This is a genomic window from Actinoplanes xinjiangensis (assembly GCF_003148685.1).
Lineage (GTDB): Bacteria > Actinomycetota > Actinomycetes > Mycobacteriales > Micromonosporaceae > Actinoplanes > Actinoplanes xinjiangensis.
In genome coordinates, this window is sequence record NZ_QGGR01000012.1 from 284896 (window position 1) to 298976 (window position 14081).

General features: G+C 71.4%; 16 protein-coding genes. 10 read left to right on the forward strand and 6 right to left on the reverse strand.

Annotated features, from left to right (window positions below; genetic code table 11):
- Positions 1-70: 70 nt before the first annotated feature.
- Complete coding sequence (locus BC793_RS26745; RefSeq protein WP_109596907.1) at positions 71-712, reverse strand: ester cyclase; 642 nt, start codon at positions 710-712, stop codon at positions 71-73.
- 258 nt (positions 713-970) lie between these two features.
- Here BC793_RS26745 and BC793_RS26750 point away from each other — a divergent pair, with 258 nt between their 5' ends.
- From BC793_RS26750 to BC793_RS26770, 5 genes are all read left to right on the forward strand, one after another.
- Positions 971-2350, forward strand: a complete 1380-nt coding sequence (locus tag BC793_RS26750) for an FAD/NAD(P)-binding protein (protein ID WP_109596909.1) — start codon at positions 971-973, stop codon at positions 2348-2350.
- 364 nt (positions 2351-2714) lie between these two features.
- On the forward strand, positions 2715-3137 hold the full coding sequence (locus tag BC793_RS26755; protein WP_109596911.1) for a TOBE domain-containing protein: 423 nt from the start codon (positions 2715-2717) through the stop codon (positions 3135-3137).
- The gene (gene modA, locus BC793_RS26760) at positions 3134-3919 is read left to right on the forward strand and encodes a molybdate ABC transporter substrate-binding protein (RefSeq protein ID WP_109596913.1); all 786 of its coding nucleotides are present in this window, start codon (positions 3134-3136) and stop codon (positions 3917-3919) included. Before BC793_RS26755 ends, modA begins: the two co-directional genes overlap by 4 nt.
- Positions 3920-3978: 59 nt before the next feature.
- Complete coding sequence (locus tag BC793_RS26765; protein WP_109596915.1) at positions 3979-4767, forward strand: ABC transporter permease; 789 nt, start codon at positions 3979-3981, stop codon at positions 4765-4767.
- Positions 4768-4813: 46 nt separating this feature from the next.
- On the forward strand, positions 4814-5863 hold the full coding sequence (locus tag BC793_RS26770) for an ABC transporter ATP-binding protein (protein WP_109596917.1): 1050 nt from the start codon (positions 4814-4816) through the stop codon (positions 5861-5863).
- A 42-nt stretch (positions 5864-5905) separates the two neighbouring features.
- On the opposite strand, the gene BC793_RS26775 is transcribed toward BC793_RS26770, so the two are convergent.
- Together BC793_RS26775 and BC793_RS26780 are read right to left on the reverse strand one after the other, a co-directional pair.
- The gene (locus tag BC793_RS26775; RefSeq protein ID WP_109596919.1) at positions 5906-6463 is read right to left on the reverse strand and encodes a hypothetical protein; all 558 of its coding nucleotides are present in this window, start codon (positions 6461-6463) and stop codon (positions 5906-5908) included.
- A gap of 266 nt (positions 6464-6729) precedes the next feature.
- A complete protein-coding gene (locus BC793_RS26780; RefSeq protein WP_239169892.1) occupies positions 6730-7491 on the reverse strand; it encodes an enoyl-CoA hydratase/isomerase family protein in 762 nt (253 codons plus the stop codon).
- 113 nt (positions 7492-7604) lie between these two features.
- On the opposite strand from BC793_RS26780, the gene BC793_RS26785 reads away from it, so the two are divergent.
- Positions 7605-9527, forward strand: a complete 1923-nt coding sequence (locus BC793_RS26785; protein WP_109596922.1) for a GMC family oxidoreductase N-terminal domain-containing protein — start codon at positions 7605-7607, stop codon at positions 9525-9527.
- A gap of 77 nt (positions 9528-9604) precedes the next feature.
- Here BC793_RS26785 and BC793_RS26790 read toward each other — a convergent pair whose 3' ends face one another.
- Complete coding sequence (locus tag BC793_RS26790; RefSeq protein ID WP_109597001.1) at positions 9605-10300, reverse strand: GAP family protein; 696 nt, start codon at positions 10298-10300, stop codon at positions 9605-9607.
- Between the two features lie 110 nt (positions 10301-10410).
- On the opposite strand from BC793_RS26790, the gene BC793_RS26795 reads away from it, so the two are divergent.
- Entirely contained in the window at positions 10411-11544 is a 1134-nt protein-coding gene (locus BC793_RS26795) for a sensor histidine kinase (protein WP_109596924.1), read from the forward strand.
- Positions 11541-12182 carry a response regulator gene (locus tag BC793_RS26800; protein ID WP_109596926.1) on the forward strand — a complete coding sequence of 214 codons (642 nt, stop codon included), beginning with the start codon at positions 11541-11543 and terminating at the stop codon, positions 12180-12182. Before BC793_RS26795 ends, BC793_RS26800 begins: the two co-directional genes overlap by 4 nt.
- A gap of 29 nt (positions 12183-12211) precedes the next feature.
- Here the strand turns inward: BC793_RS26800 and BC793_RS26805 are convergent, their stop codons facing one another.
- Positions 12212-12871 carry a pentapeptide repeat-containing protein gene (locus BC793_RS26805; protein ID WP_109596928.1) on the reverse strand — a complete coding sequence of 220 codons (660 nt, stop codon included), beginning with the start codon at positions 12869-12871 and terminating at the stop codon, positions 12212-12214.
- Positions 12872-12893: 22 nt separating this feature from the next.
- Here BC793_RS26805 and BC793_RS26810 point away from each other — a divergent pair, with 22 nt between their 5' ends.
- Positions 12894-13235: a MazG-like family protein gene (locus BC793_RS26810; protein WP_239169891.1), complete on the forward strand. Its 342-nt coding sequence runs from the start codon at positions 12894-12896 to the stop codon at positions 13233-13235.
- 39 nt (positions 13236-13274) lie between these two features.
- Here BC793_RS26810 and BC793_RS26815 read toward each other — a convergent pair whose 3' ends face one another.
- Positions 13275-13445: a type II toxin-antitoxin system Phd/YefM family antitoxin gene (locus tag BC793_RS26815; RefSeq protein ID WP_109596930.1), complete on the reverse strand. Its 171-nt coding sequence runs from the start codon at positions 13443-13445 to the stop codon at positions 13275-13277.
- A 34-nt stretch (positions 13446-13479) separates the two neighbouring features.
- Between BC793_RS26815 and BC793_RS26820 the strand changes: the two genes are divergently transcribed.
- A partial coding sequence (locus tag BC793_RS26820) for an RNA-guided endonuclease InsQ/TnpB family protein (RefSeq protein ID WP_146246460.1) occupies positions 13480-14081 on the forward strand: 602 nt, incomplete at its 3' end.

The window sequence follows — 14081 nt, forward strand, 5'->3', positions numbered from 1 at the left end:
GCCGCCGCGCAGCGAACCCTTCTGGAGGCGCCTGTTGGCCCCGGTGCGCGGGCGGCCGGCGTCGGCGGTGTCAGTGCGCGATGGGGCAGCCGCCGGTGAGCTTGCCGAGGAACGCGTTCGGGTCGTAGTAGTGCTCGACCTCGAGGAGTTTCAGGTCGTCGTCGACCTTGGCGATGCTCATGCCGAACATCTCGATGGTCTTCCCGTTCGGCTGGTGGCCGTGGTACTCGCCGTCGAACGAGCCCCAGTGCCGCCACTTGAAGGCGACCACCGGCGGCGGGCTGAGGACTTCGAGGACCTCCCAGTAGAAGCCGTTCGGGAAGGCGCCGTGGAAGACGTCGTGCTGGCTGTCGAAGGACTCCTTGCCGACCCGATAGAACGGGCTGTCGCCGATGAGTACGTTGTAGCTGCCCTGGTCGGCGATGTCCTGCGCGGAGGCCCAGCCGCCGCCGTTGACGTTGGTGCGGAACTTCGCGGAGACCATCGACACCCAGGTCGCCGGGTCGTGCTTGTGCGAGACCTCCATCTCGAAGACCTGCACGATCGACTCGACGATCGCCTCCAGCGAACCGGGCGCGTGGTCGGTGGTGCGCTGCTCGGGCATGACCGTGTGTGACAGGTGGTAGTCAGGCGTGCCGTGCCGGAATTCCGACGGGTCGGCGGCTTCGACGACGGCCGACCGGCCCTGTAGCCACAACGGAGTCTCAGACAAGACGAAAGATCCTTCCGGAATGAGGGAAGGGGGTATCTGTTTGTTGCGCTTCGGTTACCCCCCGTAGTGCCAAAAGCGGTGATCACCATATCCACGATGGACGGTGCGGGGAAGGCCGTAACTGTTAACAACTGAATTCGCGGCGGATAGCCTATAAGACCGACGGGTTATGTGGTTTGCTGGGGAAGGGAGCGATCAGCAGGAGGATCCGATGCACTGTTGCTGTACCGAGCGGCCGGCGACTGAGGGAGCAACGCAATGACCAGCATCATTGCCCGCGACACGGTCACGGCCGCAGCAACCGGACGTGCGCGGAATGCCGTCGCGATCATCGGCGGCGGCTGTGGTGGCGCGCTCGCCGCAGCCGCGATCACGCGAAATCCCGCATGGCGGACAGTGCTGATTTCTCCTGAGGACCGGCCCGGCCGGGGTGTCGCCTACGGTGCCGCCGAGCCCTGGCATCTCCTCAACTCCCGCGTCTCCACGATGTCCGCCGCCGCCACCGACCCGCAGCACCTGCTGCGCTGGTGCCGCGCCCGCGGCCTTCCGGCCGACGCGGCGACCTTCCTCCCGCGCGCCTGGTACGGCGACTATCTGGCCGACCATCTCGCTGCCGCGGCGTCCGCGGCCGGCTCCCGGCTGGTGCACCACAGGGCAGAGGCCGTCGGGGTACGCCCGGAGCAGGCCGGCTGGACCATCACCGACGCCAACGGCTGCCGCATCCACGCCGACCAGGTCATCCTCGCCCTCGGCAATCCACCGCCCCGCCCGCCGGCCGCGGTCACCGGAGCCGCCCTCGACAGCCCCGCCTTCGTCGCCGACCCGTGGGCCCCCGGTGCCCTCGACCGGGCGCTGGCCGCCGTGCGCTCACCGGCCGCCGCGCCCGTGCTGCTGCTCGGCACCGGCCTGACGGCGGTCGACGTGGCGCTGACCCTGAACGAGAAGGCGCGCGGCGTACCGGTGGAGGCTCTCTCCCGTCGCGGACTGCTGCCGCAGACCCACCCGCAGCGACCCGCACCCGCCGTTGATCTCGCGCTGCCGGAGGCGGCCGGGCTCGGCCCGCTGCTGCGCCACGTCCGCGCGGCCGTCGCCGACGGCGCCGACTGGACCGCCGTCGTCGAGTACGTCCGTCACCACGCCGACCGGCTGTGGAACGGTCTGGCCCCGGCCGCGCAGGAGAGGTTCCTGCGGCACGTCCAGCGCTACTGGGAGGTGCACCGGCACCGGATGGCCCCGCCGATCGCCGCCCGGATCGGCCGGCTCCGCGATCAGGGCACGCTGCGAATCCGCTCCGGGCGCCTGCTCTGCATCGACCCCGACCCGCGTGGCGGCCTGCTGGCCCACATCGAGGGCGAGGCCCCCCGCCGGTACGCCGCGGTCGTCTCCTGCACCGGCCCCGGCCCGCTGCCGTCCTCGGCCGGCCCGCTGCTCACCGCCCTGCTCGCCGACGGCCTCGTCACGACCGGGCCGCACGGCCTGGGCCTGGACGCCGACGTGGACGGACGGATCCGCCCCGGCCTGTGGCTGGTCGGCCCGCTGCGCCGTGGCCGCTCCTGGGAGGCCACCGCCGTCCCCGAGATCCGCGCCCAGGTCGAACGCCTGGCGGCCGCCCTCCCCCAGCCCGTCCCGGCCACCTAGCCCGGCCGCCACCCCGCTCACCCGCCGCCGAAGTCCCGTCCCCGATCCCGCCCAGCCGGCCGCCACCGATCCCGACCGGCCGCCCGACCGGCCGCCCGACCGGCCGCCCGACCGGCCGGGCGGCCGGCCGGAACCGATCTTGGCCGGCTGGCCGTCACCGCTGTTTCGGACCCTCGAGGTCGCGGTGACGTCACCGATCTTGATCGGCTGGTTCCCACCGCTGTCTCAAGAGGTCCGAGACAGCGGTGAGGACCAGCCGGATTTCTGGCCTTGCAGGTGCGAATGGCAGGAGCGGTCGGACGCCGAATCTGCGAGCTTCTATGGCATTTGAGGGTTGCAGATGCGGTGGCGGTAGAGTGCGGTCGTGACGGAGTTTCGGATCGGTGAGGCGGCGGAGCTGCTCGGCGTCAGCGCCGACACCGTGCGCCGGTGGATCGACGCCGGCCGGCTGCCCGCACGACGGGACGAGACCGGGCACCGGGTGATCGACGGGGTGGAGCTGGCCGCTTTCGTGCGGGCCAAGGGCAACGAACCGGACGATCGGGCCGACGAGTCGTCGGCACGCAACCGGCTCCGGGGGATCGTCACCGCCGTCGTCAAGGACACCGTGATGGCGCAGGTCGACATTCAGGCCGGGCCGTTCCGGCTGGTGTCGCTGATGAGCCGGGAAGCCGTCGACGAGCTGGACCTGCGGGTCGGCTCGGTCGCCGTGGCAGTGATCAAGTCGACCACGGTCGTGGTGGAGCGTTCGCACCCGTCGGTGGCACACCGGGGGAGGCTCGCGTGAGGATTCGTGCCGTCGTGACCATCGGGCTCGCGGCCCTGATCGCCCTCGCCGGATGCGGTGACGGCGCCACCGGCCGGCCGGTGGCGGTGGGTTCCGGCAGCACGGTGACGGGGCCGATCACCGTCTTCGCGGCGGCCTCGCTGACCGAGTCGTTCACCACGATCGGCAGGCGGTTCGAGGCCGCGTACCCGGGCACCACGGTCACGTTCAACTTCGCCGGCAGTTCGGCGCTGGCCACGCAGATCAACGAGGGCGCCCCGGCCGACGTGTTGGCCTCGGCCGCACCGAAGAGCATGGCGGTTGTCGTCGACGCCGGCAACGGCGCGGGCACACCCACCACGTTCGTGCGCAACCAGTTGGTCATCGCGGTCGCCGAGGGCAACCCGAGAGGCGTCGCCGGTCTGGCCGACCTGGCGGAGCCGGACCTCAAGGTGGCGCTGTGCGCGCAGACCGTGCCGTGCGGGGCGGCCGCGGGGGCGGCGATCGAGGCGGCCGGTGCCCGGGTCACCCCGGTGACACTGGAGCAGGACGTGAAGGCGGCCCTGTCGAAGCTGAAACTGGGCGAGGTGGACGCCGCACTGGTCTACCGCACCGACGCGAAGGCGGCCGCCGCCGATGTGGACGCGGTCGAGTTCCCCGAGTCGGCGAAGGCGGTCAACGACTATCCGATCGTCGCGCTGAAGGACGCCCGGAACGCGGCCGGAGCCCAGGCGTTCATCGCTTTCGTGCTGTCGGCGGACAGCGTGCAGGTGCTCACCGAGGCCGGATTCCAGGCGCCGTAGGGCTACCCGGCCGGGTGGGTGCACCGGCTGGAGCCGACTGGGGAACACTCGGAGGAGTCATGAGAACGGCGCGTGTACCCGTACCCCTGCTGGTGCCTGCGGTCCTGGGGTTGATCTTTCTGGTCCTGCCGCTGGTGGGGCTGCTGGCGCGCACGCCGTGGTCGACCCTGCCGGCCCGGCTCGCCGAACCGCGGGTCGTCGAGGCGCTGAGGTTGTCGCTGCTCACCTCGACGATGGCGACGGTGGTGTGCCTGATCCTGGGGGTGCCGCTGGCGTGGATGCTGGCCCGGGCGAGTTTTCCGGGCCGGCGGCTGGTCCGGGCGCTGATCACCGTGCCGCTGGTGCTGCCGCCGGTGGTCGGTGGCATCGCGCTGCTGCTGGCGCTGGGCCGGCGTGGGCTGGTCGGGCAGTGGCTGGACACCACGTTCGGGATCACGCTGCCGTTCACGACCGCCGGGGTGGTGATCGCCGAGGCGTTCGTGGCGCTGCCGTTCCTGGTGATCTCGGTCGAGGGGGCGCTGCGCGGTGCCGACAGCCGGTACGAGGAGGCGGCCGCCACCCTCGGTTCGACGCGCTGGACGACCTTCACACACGTGACCCTGCCGCTGGTGGCGCCGGGGATCGCGGCGGGCGCCGTGCTGTGCTGGGCCCGGGCGCTGGGGGAGTTCGGGGCGACGATCACGTTCGCGGGAAACTATCCGGGCATCACCCAGACGATGCCGCTCGCCGTCTACCAGACCATGGAGAGCGGTGACCTGGAGGGAGCGGTGGTGCTCAGCCTGATCCTGCTGGTCGTCTCGGTCGCGATTCTGGCCGGGCTGCGCGACCGCTGGCTGACCGCCCCGTGAGCGCCGTCCGGTGTCGCGGCCCGCACCTCGACGGGAGGGCCGTTTCGTGAGCCCTGCCCTTCTGGACGCCCGCCTGGTGGTGCGCCGGGACGCGTTCCGGCTTGACATCGAGCTGCGGATCGCACCCGGGGAGACGGTGGCGCTGCTCGGCCCGAACGGGGCCGGCAAGACGACCGCACTGCGGGCACTCGCCGGTCTCACGCCGCTGGTCGACGGCCACCTGACCCTGGACGGGCGGGATCTCAGTGACGAGCCCCCGGAACGGCGGCCGATCGGGGTCGTCTTCCAGGACTATCTGCTGTTCCCGCACCTGAGCGCCCGTGACAACGTGGCCTTCGGCCCGCGCCGGCACGGTATGGACCGCACCTCGGCGCACGCCGTCGCCGACCGGTGGCTGGACCGGGTCGGGCTCGCCGGCTACGGCCGCCGCAAACCCCGTCACCTGTCCGGCGGGCAGGCGCAGCGGGTGGCGCTGGCCCGGGCTCTGGCCGTCGACCCGGTGCTGCTGCTCCTCGACGAGCCGCTGGCCGCGCTCGACGCCCGTACCCGGCTGGAGACCCGGGGTGAGCTGCGCCGGCATCTGGCCGCGCATCCGGGTGCGACACTGCTGGTCACGCATGATCCGCTGGACGCGCTGGTGCTCGCCGACCGGCTGGTCATCGTCGAGCAGGGCCGTGTCGTGCAGGAGGGTGACGCCGCGACGATCACCGCCCGGCCGCGTACCGACTACGTGGCCCGGCTCGTCGGCCTCAACCTGTACCGGGGGCGGGGCAGCGGCAACACCGTGACGATCGCCGGCGACTTCGCGCTGACCAGCACCGACAGTGTGGAGGGGGACGCGTTCGTGGCGTTCCCGCCGGCCGCGGTCGCGCTGCACCCGAGCCGGCCGGACGGCAGCCCGCGCAACACCTGGCCGGCTGTTCTCGCCGACGTCCAGCATCACGGCGACAGCCTGCGGCTCCGGCTGGACGGGCCGATCAGCGTGGCCGCCGACGTCACCCCGGCCGCCGCCGCCCGGCTGCACCTCGAACCGGGGCGGGAACTGTGGGTGGCGGTGAAGGAGACCGAGACCCGCGCCTACCCCGGCGACGGCTGAGGCCGGTGACGCGGGTGCGTCACCGGCTCCAGGGTCACCGGGTCAGACCCGGCACTGCCAGGTGTACGCGTCGTGGAAGTTCACGAAGCGGTTCAGCCTGGCGTAGCCGTGCGTCAGTTCGGTGCAGGCGGCGGCGACGTCGATGTCGTGGTACGTCGGGCCGGCCCGGCTGTACTGGACGCAGTGCCAGTCGTAGACGGTCGTGCCCAGCAGTGCGGCGTCGCTGTACCCCTTGCCGGTGCAGTAGTCGGCGAAGACCGGGGTGACCACGTCGGGTTGCACCAGCCAGCAGCGCACCGAGGCCGGGTCGTGGAAGTCGCCGATCCGGTCGACGGCGTGCTGGGAGGCGTACGCCCACCGGCAGGCGGCGTCGAAGGCGAGGTCACCCTGCTGCCCGCTGCCGCTGACACAGTGCCAGTCGTACGCCGTCGGCCCGGTCAGGGTGGCGCCGGCATACCCGGTCGACCGGCAGTAGGCGCCCAGGTCGAGCCCGCCCAGGTCGGTGGGCGGGGGCGGGGACGCCGAGGCCGGTCCGGCGACCGCCAGAACACCGGCCAGCCCGACGAGCAGGGTGAGCAAGAACTTGCTGACAGGGCGCATAGCTCTCCTGAAATGACGGTGATCCGGCTGAGCAGCATGAATCCGCCGGAGCCTCCTCAGTGGAGCAGGCATGAACAGCTTAGTGAGTGTCGATGTCTTTGCAAGTTCTTGCACTCACTGCCTTTTGATGGCATTGAAGGGAGCGTTTCACCGGTAACCGCTGCCAGCCGTCGCCGTCGGAAACCGCATGAACAGCGCCCAGCCGCCCGGTTCCGACGGACCGCTGCCCCGGTGTGCGGCGCCGGGAGCGGGCGCCGCAAGGAGCGCTACCGGCCGCGGAAGACCGGCGGGCGGCGTTCCAGGCTCGCGGCGATGCCCTCGGCGCTGTCCGCCGTCGCCCAGTGGATCTTCTGCTCGGCGAGCTCGTGGTCCAGGGCCGCACGGACCCGGGACGCCAGGCCGGCCCGCAGCGTCGCCCGGATCGACCGGACCGCGAGCGGCGCCGACGCGGCGATCTCGACGGCCAGCGCGTTCGCCGTCTCGCGCAGGCGGCCCGGCTCGGCCAGCCGGTCCGCCAGGCCGATGCGCAGCGCCTCCTCACCGGTGATGCGGCGGCCGGTCAGCAGCATGTCGGCCGCGGCCTGCCGCCCGACGATCTCCGGCAACGTGACGCTGGTGCCGAAACCCTGGTGGAAGCCGAGGCGGGCGAAGTTGGCCACGAACCGGGTGGACGCCTCGGCGACCCGGAAGTCGGCGGCGCAGGCGAGCCCGAGCCCACCGCCGACGGCGGTGCCCTGCACGGCCGCGATCATGGGCGTACGCACGTCGAACAGCTCCGCCGCCCGCCGGTAGAGGCGCTCGGCCGCGGCCACGTGATCGCGGGCGAAGTCGCCGTCTCCGAAGTCCGCGCCGGCGCAGAAGTGCCTGCCCTCGGACGCCAGCACGATCACCCGGCAGGCCGGATCGTCGTCGAGGCCCATCGCCGCGTCGACGACCTGCCCGATCAGGGTCTCGTCGAAATGGTTGGCCGGCGGCCGCCGCATCTCGAGCAGTGCCACACCATCGGAAACCGAGACCGAGAGATCCACGCACCCATCGTCGCACGTGCCCGGAACTGCATGATCAGCAGGAACCGACGTACCGGAAAGTGCGAATCTCGATTTACATTGTGGGCACTTCTCCATCGAGGCAGGAGGACCGAGTGCTCACTCCGGACCAGATCAACGTGCTACGACTGCTCTGCGACACCGTGGTTCCCTCGATCGAACACCCCGGCGACCATGACGGATTCTGGGCCCGGACCGCCACCGACACCGGCGCCGACCAGGGGGTCCTCGCTCTCATCGCGGGCCTGCCGGCCGAACACCGGCAGGGGATCGGTGCCCTCTTCGACGCGCTCGCCGCCCACGGCTTCACCACCGCCCCACAGGCCGCCCGCGAGCAGATCCTGCGGGCGATTCCGGAGACCGGGCCGCTGATCAGCATGATCCTGCTGATGACGTACGGCCTGACCGGGCCGGACGGGCGCAATCCGAACTGGAGCCGGCTCGGGTATCCGGGTCCCGCGGCCGCCACGGCGCCGGGTGGCCGTACCCTCCCGGCTTTGAAGATCGACGGAGACCAGGACCTGGACGCCGACGCCGTGGTGATCGGATCCGGCGCCGGAGGCGGATTGATCGCCGGGCGGCTCGCCGCCGCCGGCCTGCGCGTCGTCGTCCTGGAAGCCGGCCGGCACCGCACCGAGGCCGACTTCCACCAGCTCGAACTCGCGGCCTACCAGGCGTCCTACTGGCGCGGCGGCCCGGCGCCGACCGCCGACGCCAACATCACCCTGGTGGCGGGCGCCGGCGTCGGCGGCGGCACGGTGATCAACTGGACCAACTGCCTGAAGACCCGGGACGGGGTACGGCGGCAGTGGGCCACCGAGCACGGCCTCACCGACGTGGCGACCGGTGCCTTCGACCGGCACCTGGACGCGGTGTGGCGGGAGCTGTCAGTGACCGACCGGTGCTCGGAGTTCAACCGCATCCACGAGGCGATGGCGCGGGGCGCGGAATCGCTCGGCTGGTCGTTCGCCACGATCTTCCGCAACTGGGATGAGAAACGCCACGACGCCGCGGTCGCCGGGCACCTGGGCTTCGGCGACCCGTCCGGGGCGAAACAGTCGAGCCTCAAGGTCTACCTGGAACCGGCGGTCCTGGACCACGGCGCCCGGCTGATCGACGGATGCCGCGTCGACCGGATCCTCGTCTCCGGTGGGCGTGCCGCCGGTGTCGTCGGGCGCTGGACCAGCGAGGACGGCCGGGCCGGCGCGGCCGTGACGGTCCGGGCGCCGATCGTCGTCGTCGCGGCCGGTGCCCTCGAATCGCCCGGGGTGCTGCTGCGGTCCGGGATCGGCGGGCCGGCCACCGGGCAGTACCTGCGCCTGCACCCGTGCACCGTGACCATGGGCGACTACGGCACCGACATGCGCGGCTGGTGGGGGCCGCCGCAGGCCGGGCTCGTCGACCAGTTCGCCGAGGCCGACGACGGCTACGGGTTCCTGATGGAGAGCGTGCAGTACGCCACCGGCCTCGGAGCGTCGTCGGTGCCGTTCACCACGCCCGCCGAACACAAGGAGGCGATGGCCGGCTACCGCGACAGCGGGTCGTTCATCGGGCTGATCCGCGACCACGGGCACGGCCGGGTCACCCTCGGCCCGGCCGGCGACACCGTCGCCTGGTACGACCTCACCGACGAACGCGACGTCCGCAACACCCACCGGGCGCTGGAGGCGCAGATCCACCTGCACCGGGCCGCCGGAGCACGCCGCATCCAGGCGTTCGCGCGCGGGCTCGGGCCGTGGACCGAGGGCGAGGACCTGGAGGCCTACATCGAACGGGTGAAACGGGTGCCACTGCGGGCCGGCGGAATGACCCTGTTCTCGGCACACCAGATGGGCAGCTGCCGGATGGGCACCGACCCGGCCACCAGCGTCGCCGGCCCGCGGGGTGAGCTGCACGACACGCCCGGCGTGTGGATCGGCGACGCGTCGGCGTTCCCGACACCGTCCGGCACCAATCCGATGATCACGATCATGGCACTCGCCTCCCGGACGGCCGAGAACATCACCTCCGCCGTCTGAAGCCGCTCACCGCCCCAAGCTGGCTCTCACCGCTGTCTCAGCTCGGCTGAGACAGCGGTGGCGACCAGCCGGGATCCTCAGCTGCCGATCAGCATCAGTTTGGCGGCGGCGTCCCGGGCCAGCAGGAAGCCGACGATCCCGACGATCCAGGCGATCGTCTCGCTGTTGGACATCCAGTTGCCGACCCTGGTGAGCACCGGGTCCAGGCGCTTGCCGGCGGTCAGGCGGGCGGCCAGCAGCACGAGCGCCGGCGTGATCATCAGCAGGCAGTATCCGGCGAGCGTCACGGTGATCGTGGCCAGCGGCAGCGCGGCCGTGGTGATCAGGCCGATCGCGGCGATGTACGGCAGCATCGACCCCACCTCCACCGCGGCGGCCGTCAGTGCCAGCCCGGCCAGCGGCAGCGCACCGCCCTCGTCGTTGAGGGCCCGTTCCCGCCACCGGTGCATCCGTCCCGCCCCGGAGGGTTTCCTGTTGCGGCCCATCACGAAACTCCAGAAGAACAGCGCCACCCCGAGCACCAGCTGCGTCCACTGCACCGGACGGGTGGCGAGCATCGCGGAGATCTGCGGGAGCAGCGCCCCGGCGCCGAGCGTGACGATCAGGCCCAGCGCGAAGTAGAAGGTGCCGACCGTACCCAGAAAGATCAGAATGCGACCGGAACGCACCGGACCCGGGTGCAGGAGCAGCCAGATCGGGATGAGCAGGGTCCCGAAGCTGGTCGAGTCGATCAGCGCGAGGACGGCCAGCGAGGCCGTCATGGTGGCATCCATGGTGGTCACGATGACCGGATCCGCGGCCGGGCGCGTCCGCCGAAGGATATCCGGGCGCGTACGACTTTGGATTGACGCCGTGGCGATCACCGGCGTGATGGGATGGCGGCGTGAACGTGCGCGAGCTCCTGCGGAAGGTGTACGTGCCCGCCGTGGGGACGTTCGCCGCCGGTGTGCTGCTCGACGTCGTCGGCCTGACCGACGTCTGGTCGATCCCCCATCTGGACGTTCCCGAGATCTGGCATCTGTCGACGCTGAGCGTCGGATGCCTGGTGATGCTGGGCAGCCGCCGCCGTCCGATGGCCGCGCTGGTAGCCGGGGCCTGCGCCTTCGCCGTCGACCTCGTCATCGGCGGCAGCATCGCGTTCATCCTGGTGATGTTCGACCTGCTGTTCGCGGTGGGCCGGTTCGCGTCACCGCGGGCGCGGGCCGCGGTCACCACCGCCGTGTTCGTGCTCGTCGGCACGGCCACCGTGGTCGGCGGGCTGGCCACGGGCCAGGTGCAGATCGGCGTCTTCATCTGCCTGCAACTGGTGTCGGTGCTGTTCGTACCGCTGTGGTGGGCCGCCAACCTCCGCCAGCAGCAGCAGATCGGCGCCCTCGACGCGGAACGCATCGCCGGTGAGGCGGTCGTCGCCGAACGCGCCGCGATGGCCCGCGACCTGCACGACGTGATCGCCGCACACCTGGCCACCACGGCCATGCACTCCGGTGCCGCCCTGGCCATGCCCCCGGACACCGACCGGGACCGCACCGCCCTCCAGGCCGTCCGGACCAGTAGCCTCGCCGCCCTGGAGGAGATGCGATCCATGATCCTGCTGTTACGGGCCGACGCCGGCGACCGGGACCCGGTGCTGCCCGGCGGCCTCGACCGGCTGCCCGACCTGGTGGCCGCCGCGACCGCCGGTGGACTGCGTGTCGGCGTGCGCACCACGGATGTTCCCGGCATCCCGGTGGTGGTGGCGCACACCGTCTACGGCATCGTCCGGGAGGCCCTCACCAACGCCGGCAAGCACGCTCCCGGCTCCGAGGTGGACCTGGACGTGCGGCGGGCCGGCGGACGGGTCACGGTCACCGTCACGAACACCCTGACCGCAGCGAGCCTCGATCATCGGTCGCTGAGCGCGGGCACCGGCCTGTGGTCGATCCGGGAACGCGCCGCCCTGCTCGGCGGCGAGCTGACCGCCGGCCGCGACGGCGACCGCTGGCGTGTGCACGCCTCCCTGCCCCTGGCCGCCGCATGATCCGGGTGCTGGTCGCCGACGACCACGCCGCCATCCGGGCCGGCATGCGGCTGATGCTGGAGCAGGCCGACGACATCGAGGTGGTCGGGGAGGCCGCCGACGGCGCGGTCGCGATCCGGCAGACGCGGGCACTCCGGCCGGACGTGGTGCTGATGGACATCCGGATGCCCGGCACCGACGGCATCCAGGCCACCCGCGAGATCACCGCGGCCGGCCTGGCCGACGTGCTGATCCTGACCACCTTCGACCTCGACGACTACCTGTTCGGGGCGCTGCGGGCCGGTGCGGCCGGCTTCCTGCTCAAGTCGGTCGAGCCGGCCGCTCTGGTGGAGGCGGTCCGCCGGGTGGCGGCCGGCGACGGTTTCCTGGCGCCCGAGGTGACCCGCCGCCTGCTGACCGCGTTCGTCACCGCGATGCCACCGGTACGGGCGGCGCCGTCGTCGCTCAACGACCTGACCAGCCGCGAACACGACGTCCTCGCCGGTCTGGGCCGGGGCCTCTCCAACGCCGACCTCGCCGCCGACCTGTCCATCACCGAGGCCACCGCGAAGACCCACGTCTCCCGCGTCCTGGCCAAACTCGGCTGCACCTCCCGGGTCCAGGCCGCGATCATCGCCCGCGAGGCCGGTCTCGCCTGACCCGGTGTGCTCTTTCCCCGACGGAAAGGTCAGCTCTTGACGACGATGCCGAGGGCTCCGGCCAGGACGTAGGAAAGGCCGATCAGGTCGTCGGGATGGACGATCGCCCCGGACCAGCTGGTGATGCCGCCGATGCCGGACAGCTCGCAGCGCTCGAAACGGGCGCCCTGCATGGTGGCGCCGCTGAACTGCGCGCCGGTCAGGTCACAGTCGGTGAACCGTGCACCGCGCAGGTCCGCGTTGGTGAAATCGGCGCCGGTCAGGTTGCAGCCGGTCAGGGCCACCACGTCGAAACGGGCCATCCGCCAGTTCGTCAGGTCCAGCTTGGCGTCGGTGACCGTCACGTCGCGCAGCAGGCCGCCGTTCCAGGCCAGCCCGGTCATCCGGCAGCCGGCGACCGCGACCCGCTCCATCGTCGCGTTCTCGGCTCGCAGGTTCGACCAGTCGGACCGCTCCACCACACAGTCGGTGAGACGTGCCTTCGGGAGTGTCGCCCCGGCCAGCCGCGCTGATCGGAAACGGACCTGCGTGAACTCGACCGACTGTGCGAACACCCCGGACGCATCAGCGTCGGCGAACATCACCTTCTCGTGCAGATCCTCCGACTCGAGGTCGAAGAGAACCTCCGGAAGCGCGTCGGGCACGATGGGCGCCCGAGGCGAGGCGCTGGCAGCCCCGAACCGTGACATCAGGCCACTCTACGAGGACGACATGGACGACATGATCTGGGACTCCGCCCGCCGATGGCAGCGGTTCCTCGACGACCGCAACGGCAACGACCCCCTCGAGATCGCCTGCCGGATCATGAAGATCACCGAGGAGGCGGGCGAGGCCACCCAGGCCTGGATCGGCGTGCTCGGCCAGAACCCCCGCAAGGGCGTCACGCACACCACCGACGACGTGGTGGGCGAACTGGCCGACGTCGTCTTCACGGCCCTGGTCGCGATCGCGAGTCTGGGCGCCGACCCCCGCAAGGCGATCCACGACGTGGTCACCAAGGCCAACGGCTACCTGAATACGGGCCAGTGCTCCGGCCTTCAGGCCGGGGGTTAAGGTCCGCGCTGGGAGGGCCGCCAGGGCCTGAGCAGTGCCTTAACCGCCTGCCTGCTCGCTGTGCTCGGCCACGGGGACCGGCACGATCGCGGCGATACGGCGTCCGTTACGGGTCACGTAGAAGGTCTTGCCCTGCACGGCGGTGTCGTTCAGGACGTCGGCCAGGTTCTTGCGCAGGTCTACCACGCTGATCTCGTTCGTCTCGGTCATGCCATCAACTGTACAGTGCTGTACACTCGATCTCGTGCAGCTCCGTTACCACTTCCGCGTGTACCCGACGCCCGGCCAGCAGATCGAGCTGGCCAGGGCGTTCGGGTGCGCGCGGGTGGTGTTCAACGACGGACTCAGGCTGCGCCGGCAGGCCCGCGAGCAGGACTTGCCGTACGTCACGGACGCCGAGCTGTCCAAGCGGATCATCACGCGGGCCAAGAAAACGCCGGAGCGGGCGTGGCTGGGCGAGGTGTCGGCGGTGGTGTTGCAACAGGCCCTCGCGGACCTGAACACCGCGTACCGCAACTTCTTCGCATCGCTCACCGGCAAGCGCAAGGGCCGCAAGGTGGCACCGCCTCGCTTCCGGTCTCGCAAGGACAACCGGCAAGCTGTCAGGTTCACGAAGAACTCCCGGTTCAAGATCCTGGACAACGGCCGCCTGCGGCTGCCGAAGATCGGCGACCTCGCGGTCCGCTGGTCGCGGACGCTGCCGTCGTCCCCGTCCAGCGTGGCGATCATCAAGGACGCGGCCGGGCGGTATTTCGCCTCGTTCGTGGTGCAGACCAGCCAGGACGAGACGCTGCCGCAGGTCGGGCCCGAGGTGGGTATCGACCTGGGCCTGACGCACTTCGCGGT

Coding starts and splice junctions, on each gene's coding strand:
- BC793_RS26750 (WP_109596909.1), top strand. CDS start 971: ATGACCAGCATCATTGCCCGCGACACGGTCACGGCCGCAGCAACCGGA.
- BC793_RS26765 (WP_109596915.1), top strand. CDS start 3,979: ATGAGAACGGCGCGTGTACCCGTACCCCTGCTGGTGCCTGCGGTCCTG.
- BC793_RS26775 (WP_109596919.1), bottom strand. CDS start 6,463: ATGCGCCCTGTCAGCAAGTTCTTGCTCACCCTGCTCGTCGGGCTGGCC.
- BC793_RS26790 (WP_109597001.1), bottom strand. CDS start 10,300: ATGGATGCCACCATGACGGCCTCGCTGGCCGTCCTCGCGCTGATCGAC.
- BC793_RS26800 (WP_109596926.1), top strand. CDS start 11,541: ATGATCCGGGTGCTGGTCGCCGACGACCACGCCGCCATCCGGGCCGGC.
- BC793_RS26805 (WP_109596928.1), bottom strand. CDS start 12,871: ATGTCACGGTTCGGGGCTGCCAGCGCCTCGCCTCGGGCGCCCATCGTG.
- BC793_RS26810 (WP_239169891.1), top strand. CDS start 12,894: ATGGACGACATGATCTGGGACTCCGCCCGCCGATGGCAGCGGTTCCTC.
- BC793_RS26815 (WP_109596930.1), bottom strand. CDS start 13,445: ATGACCGAGACGAACGAGATCAGCGTGGTAGACCTGCGCAAGAACCTG.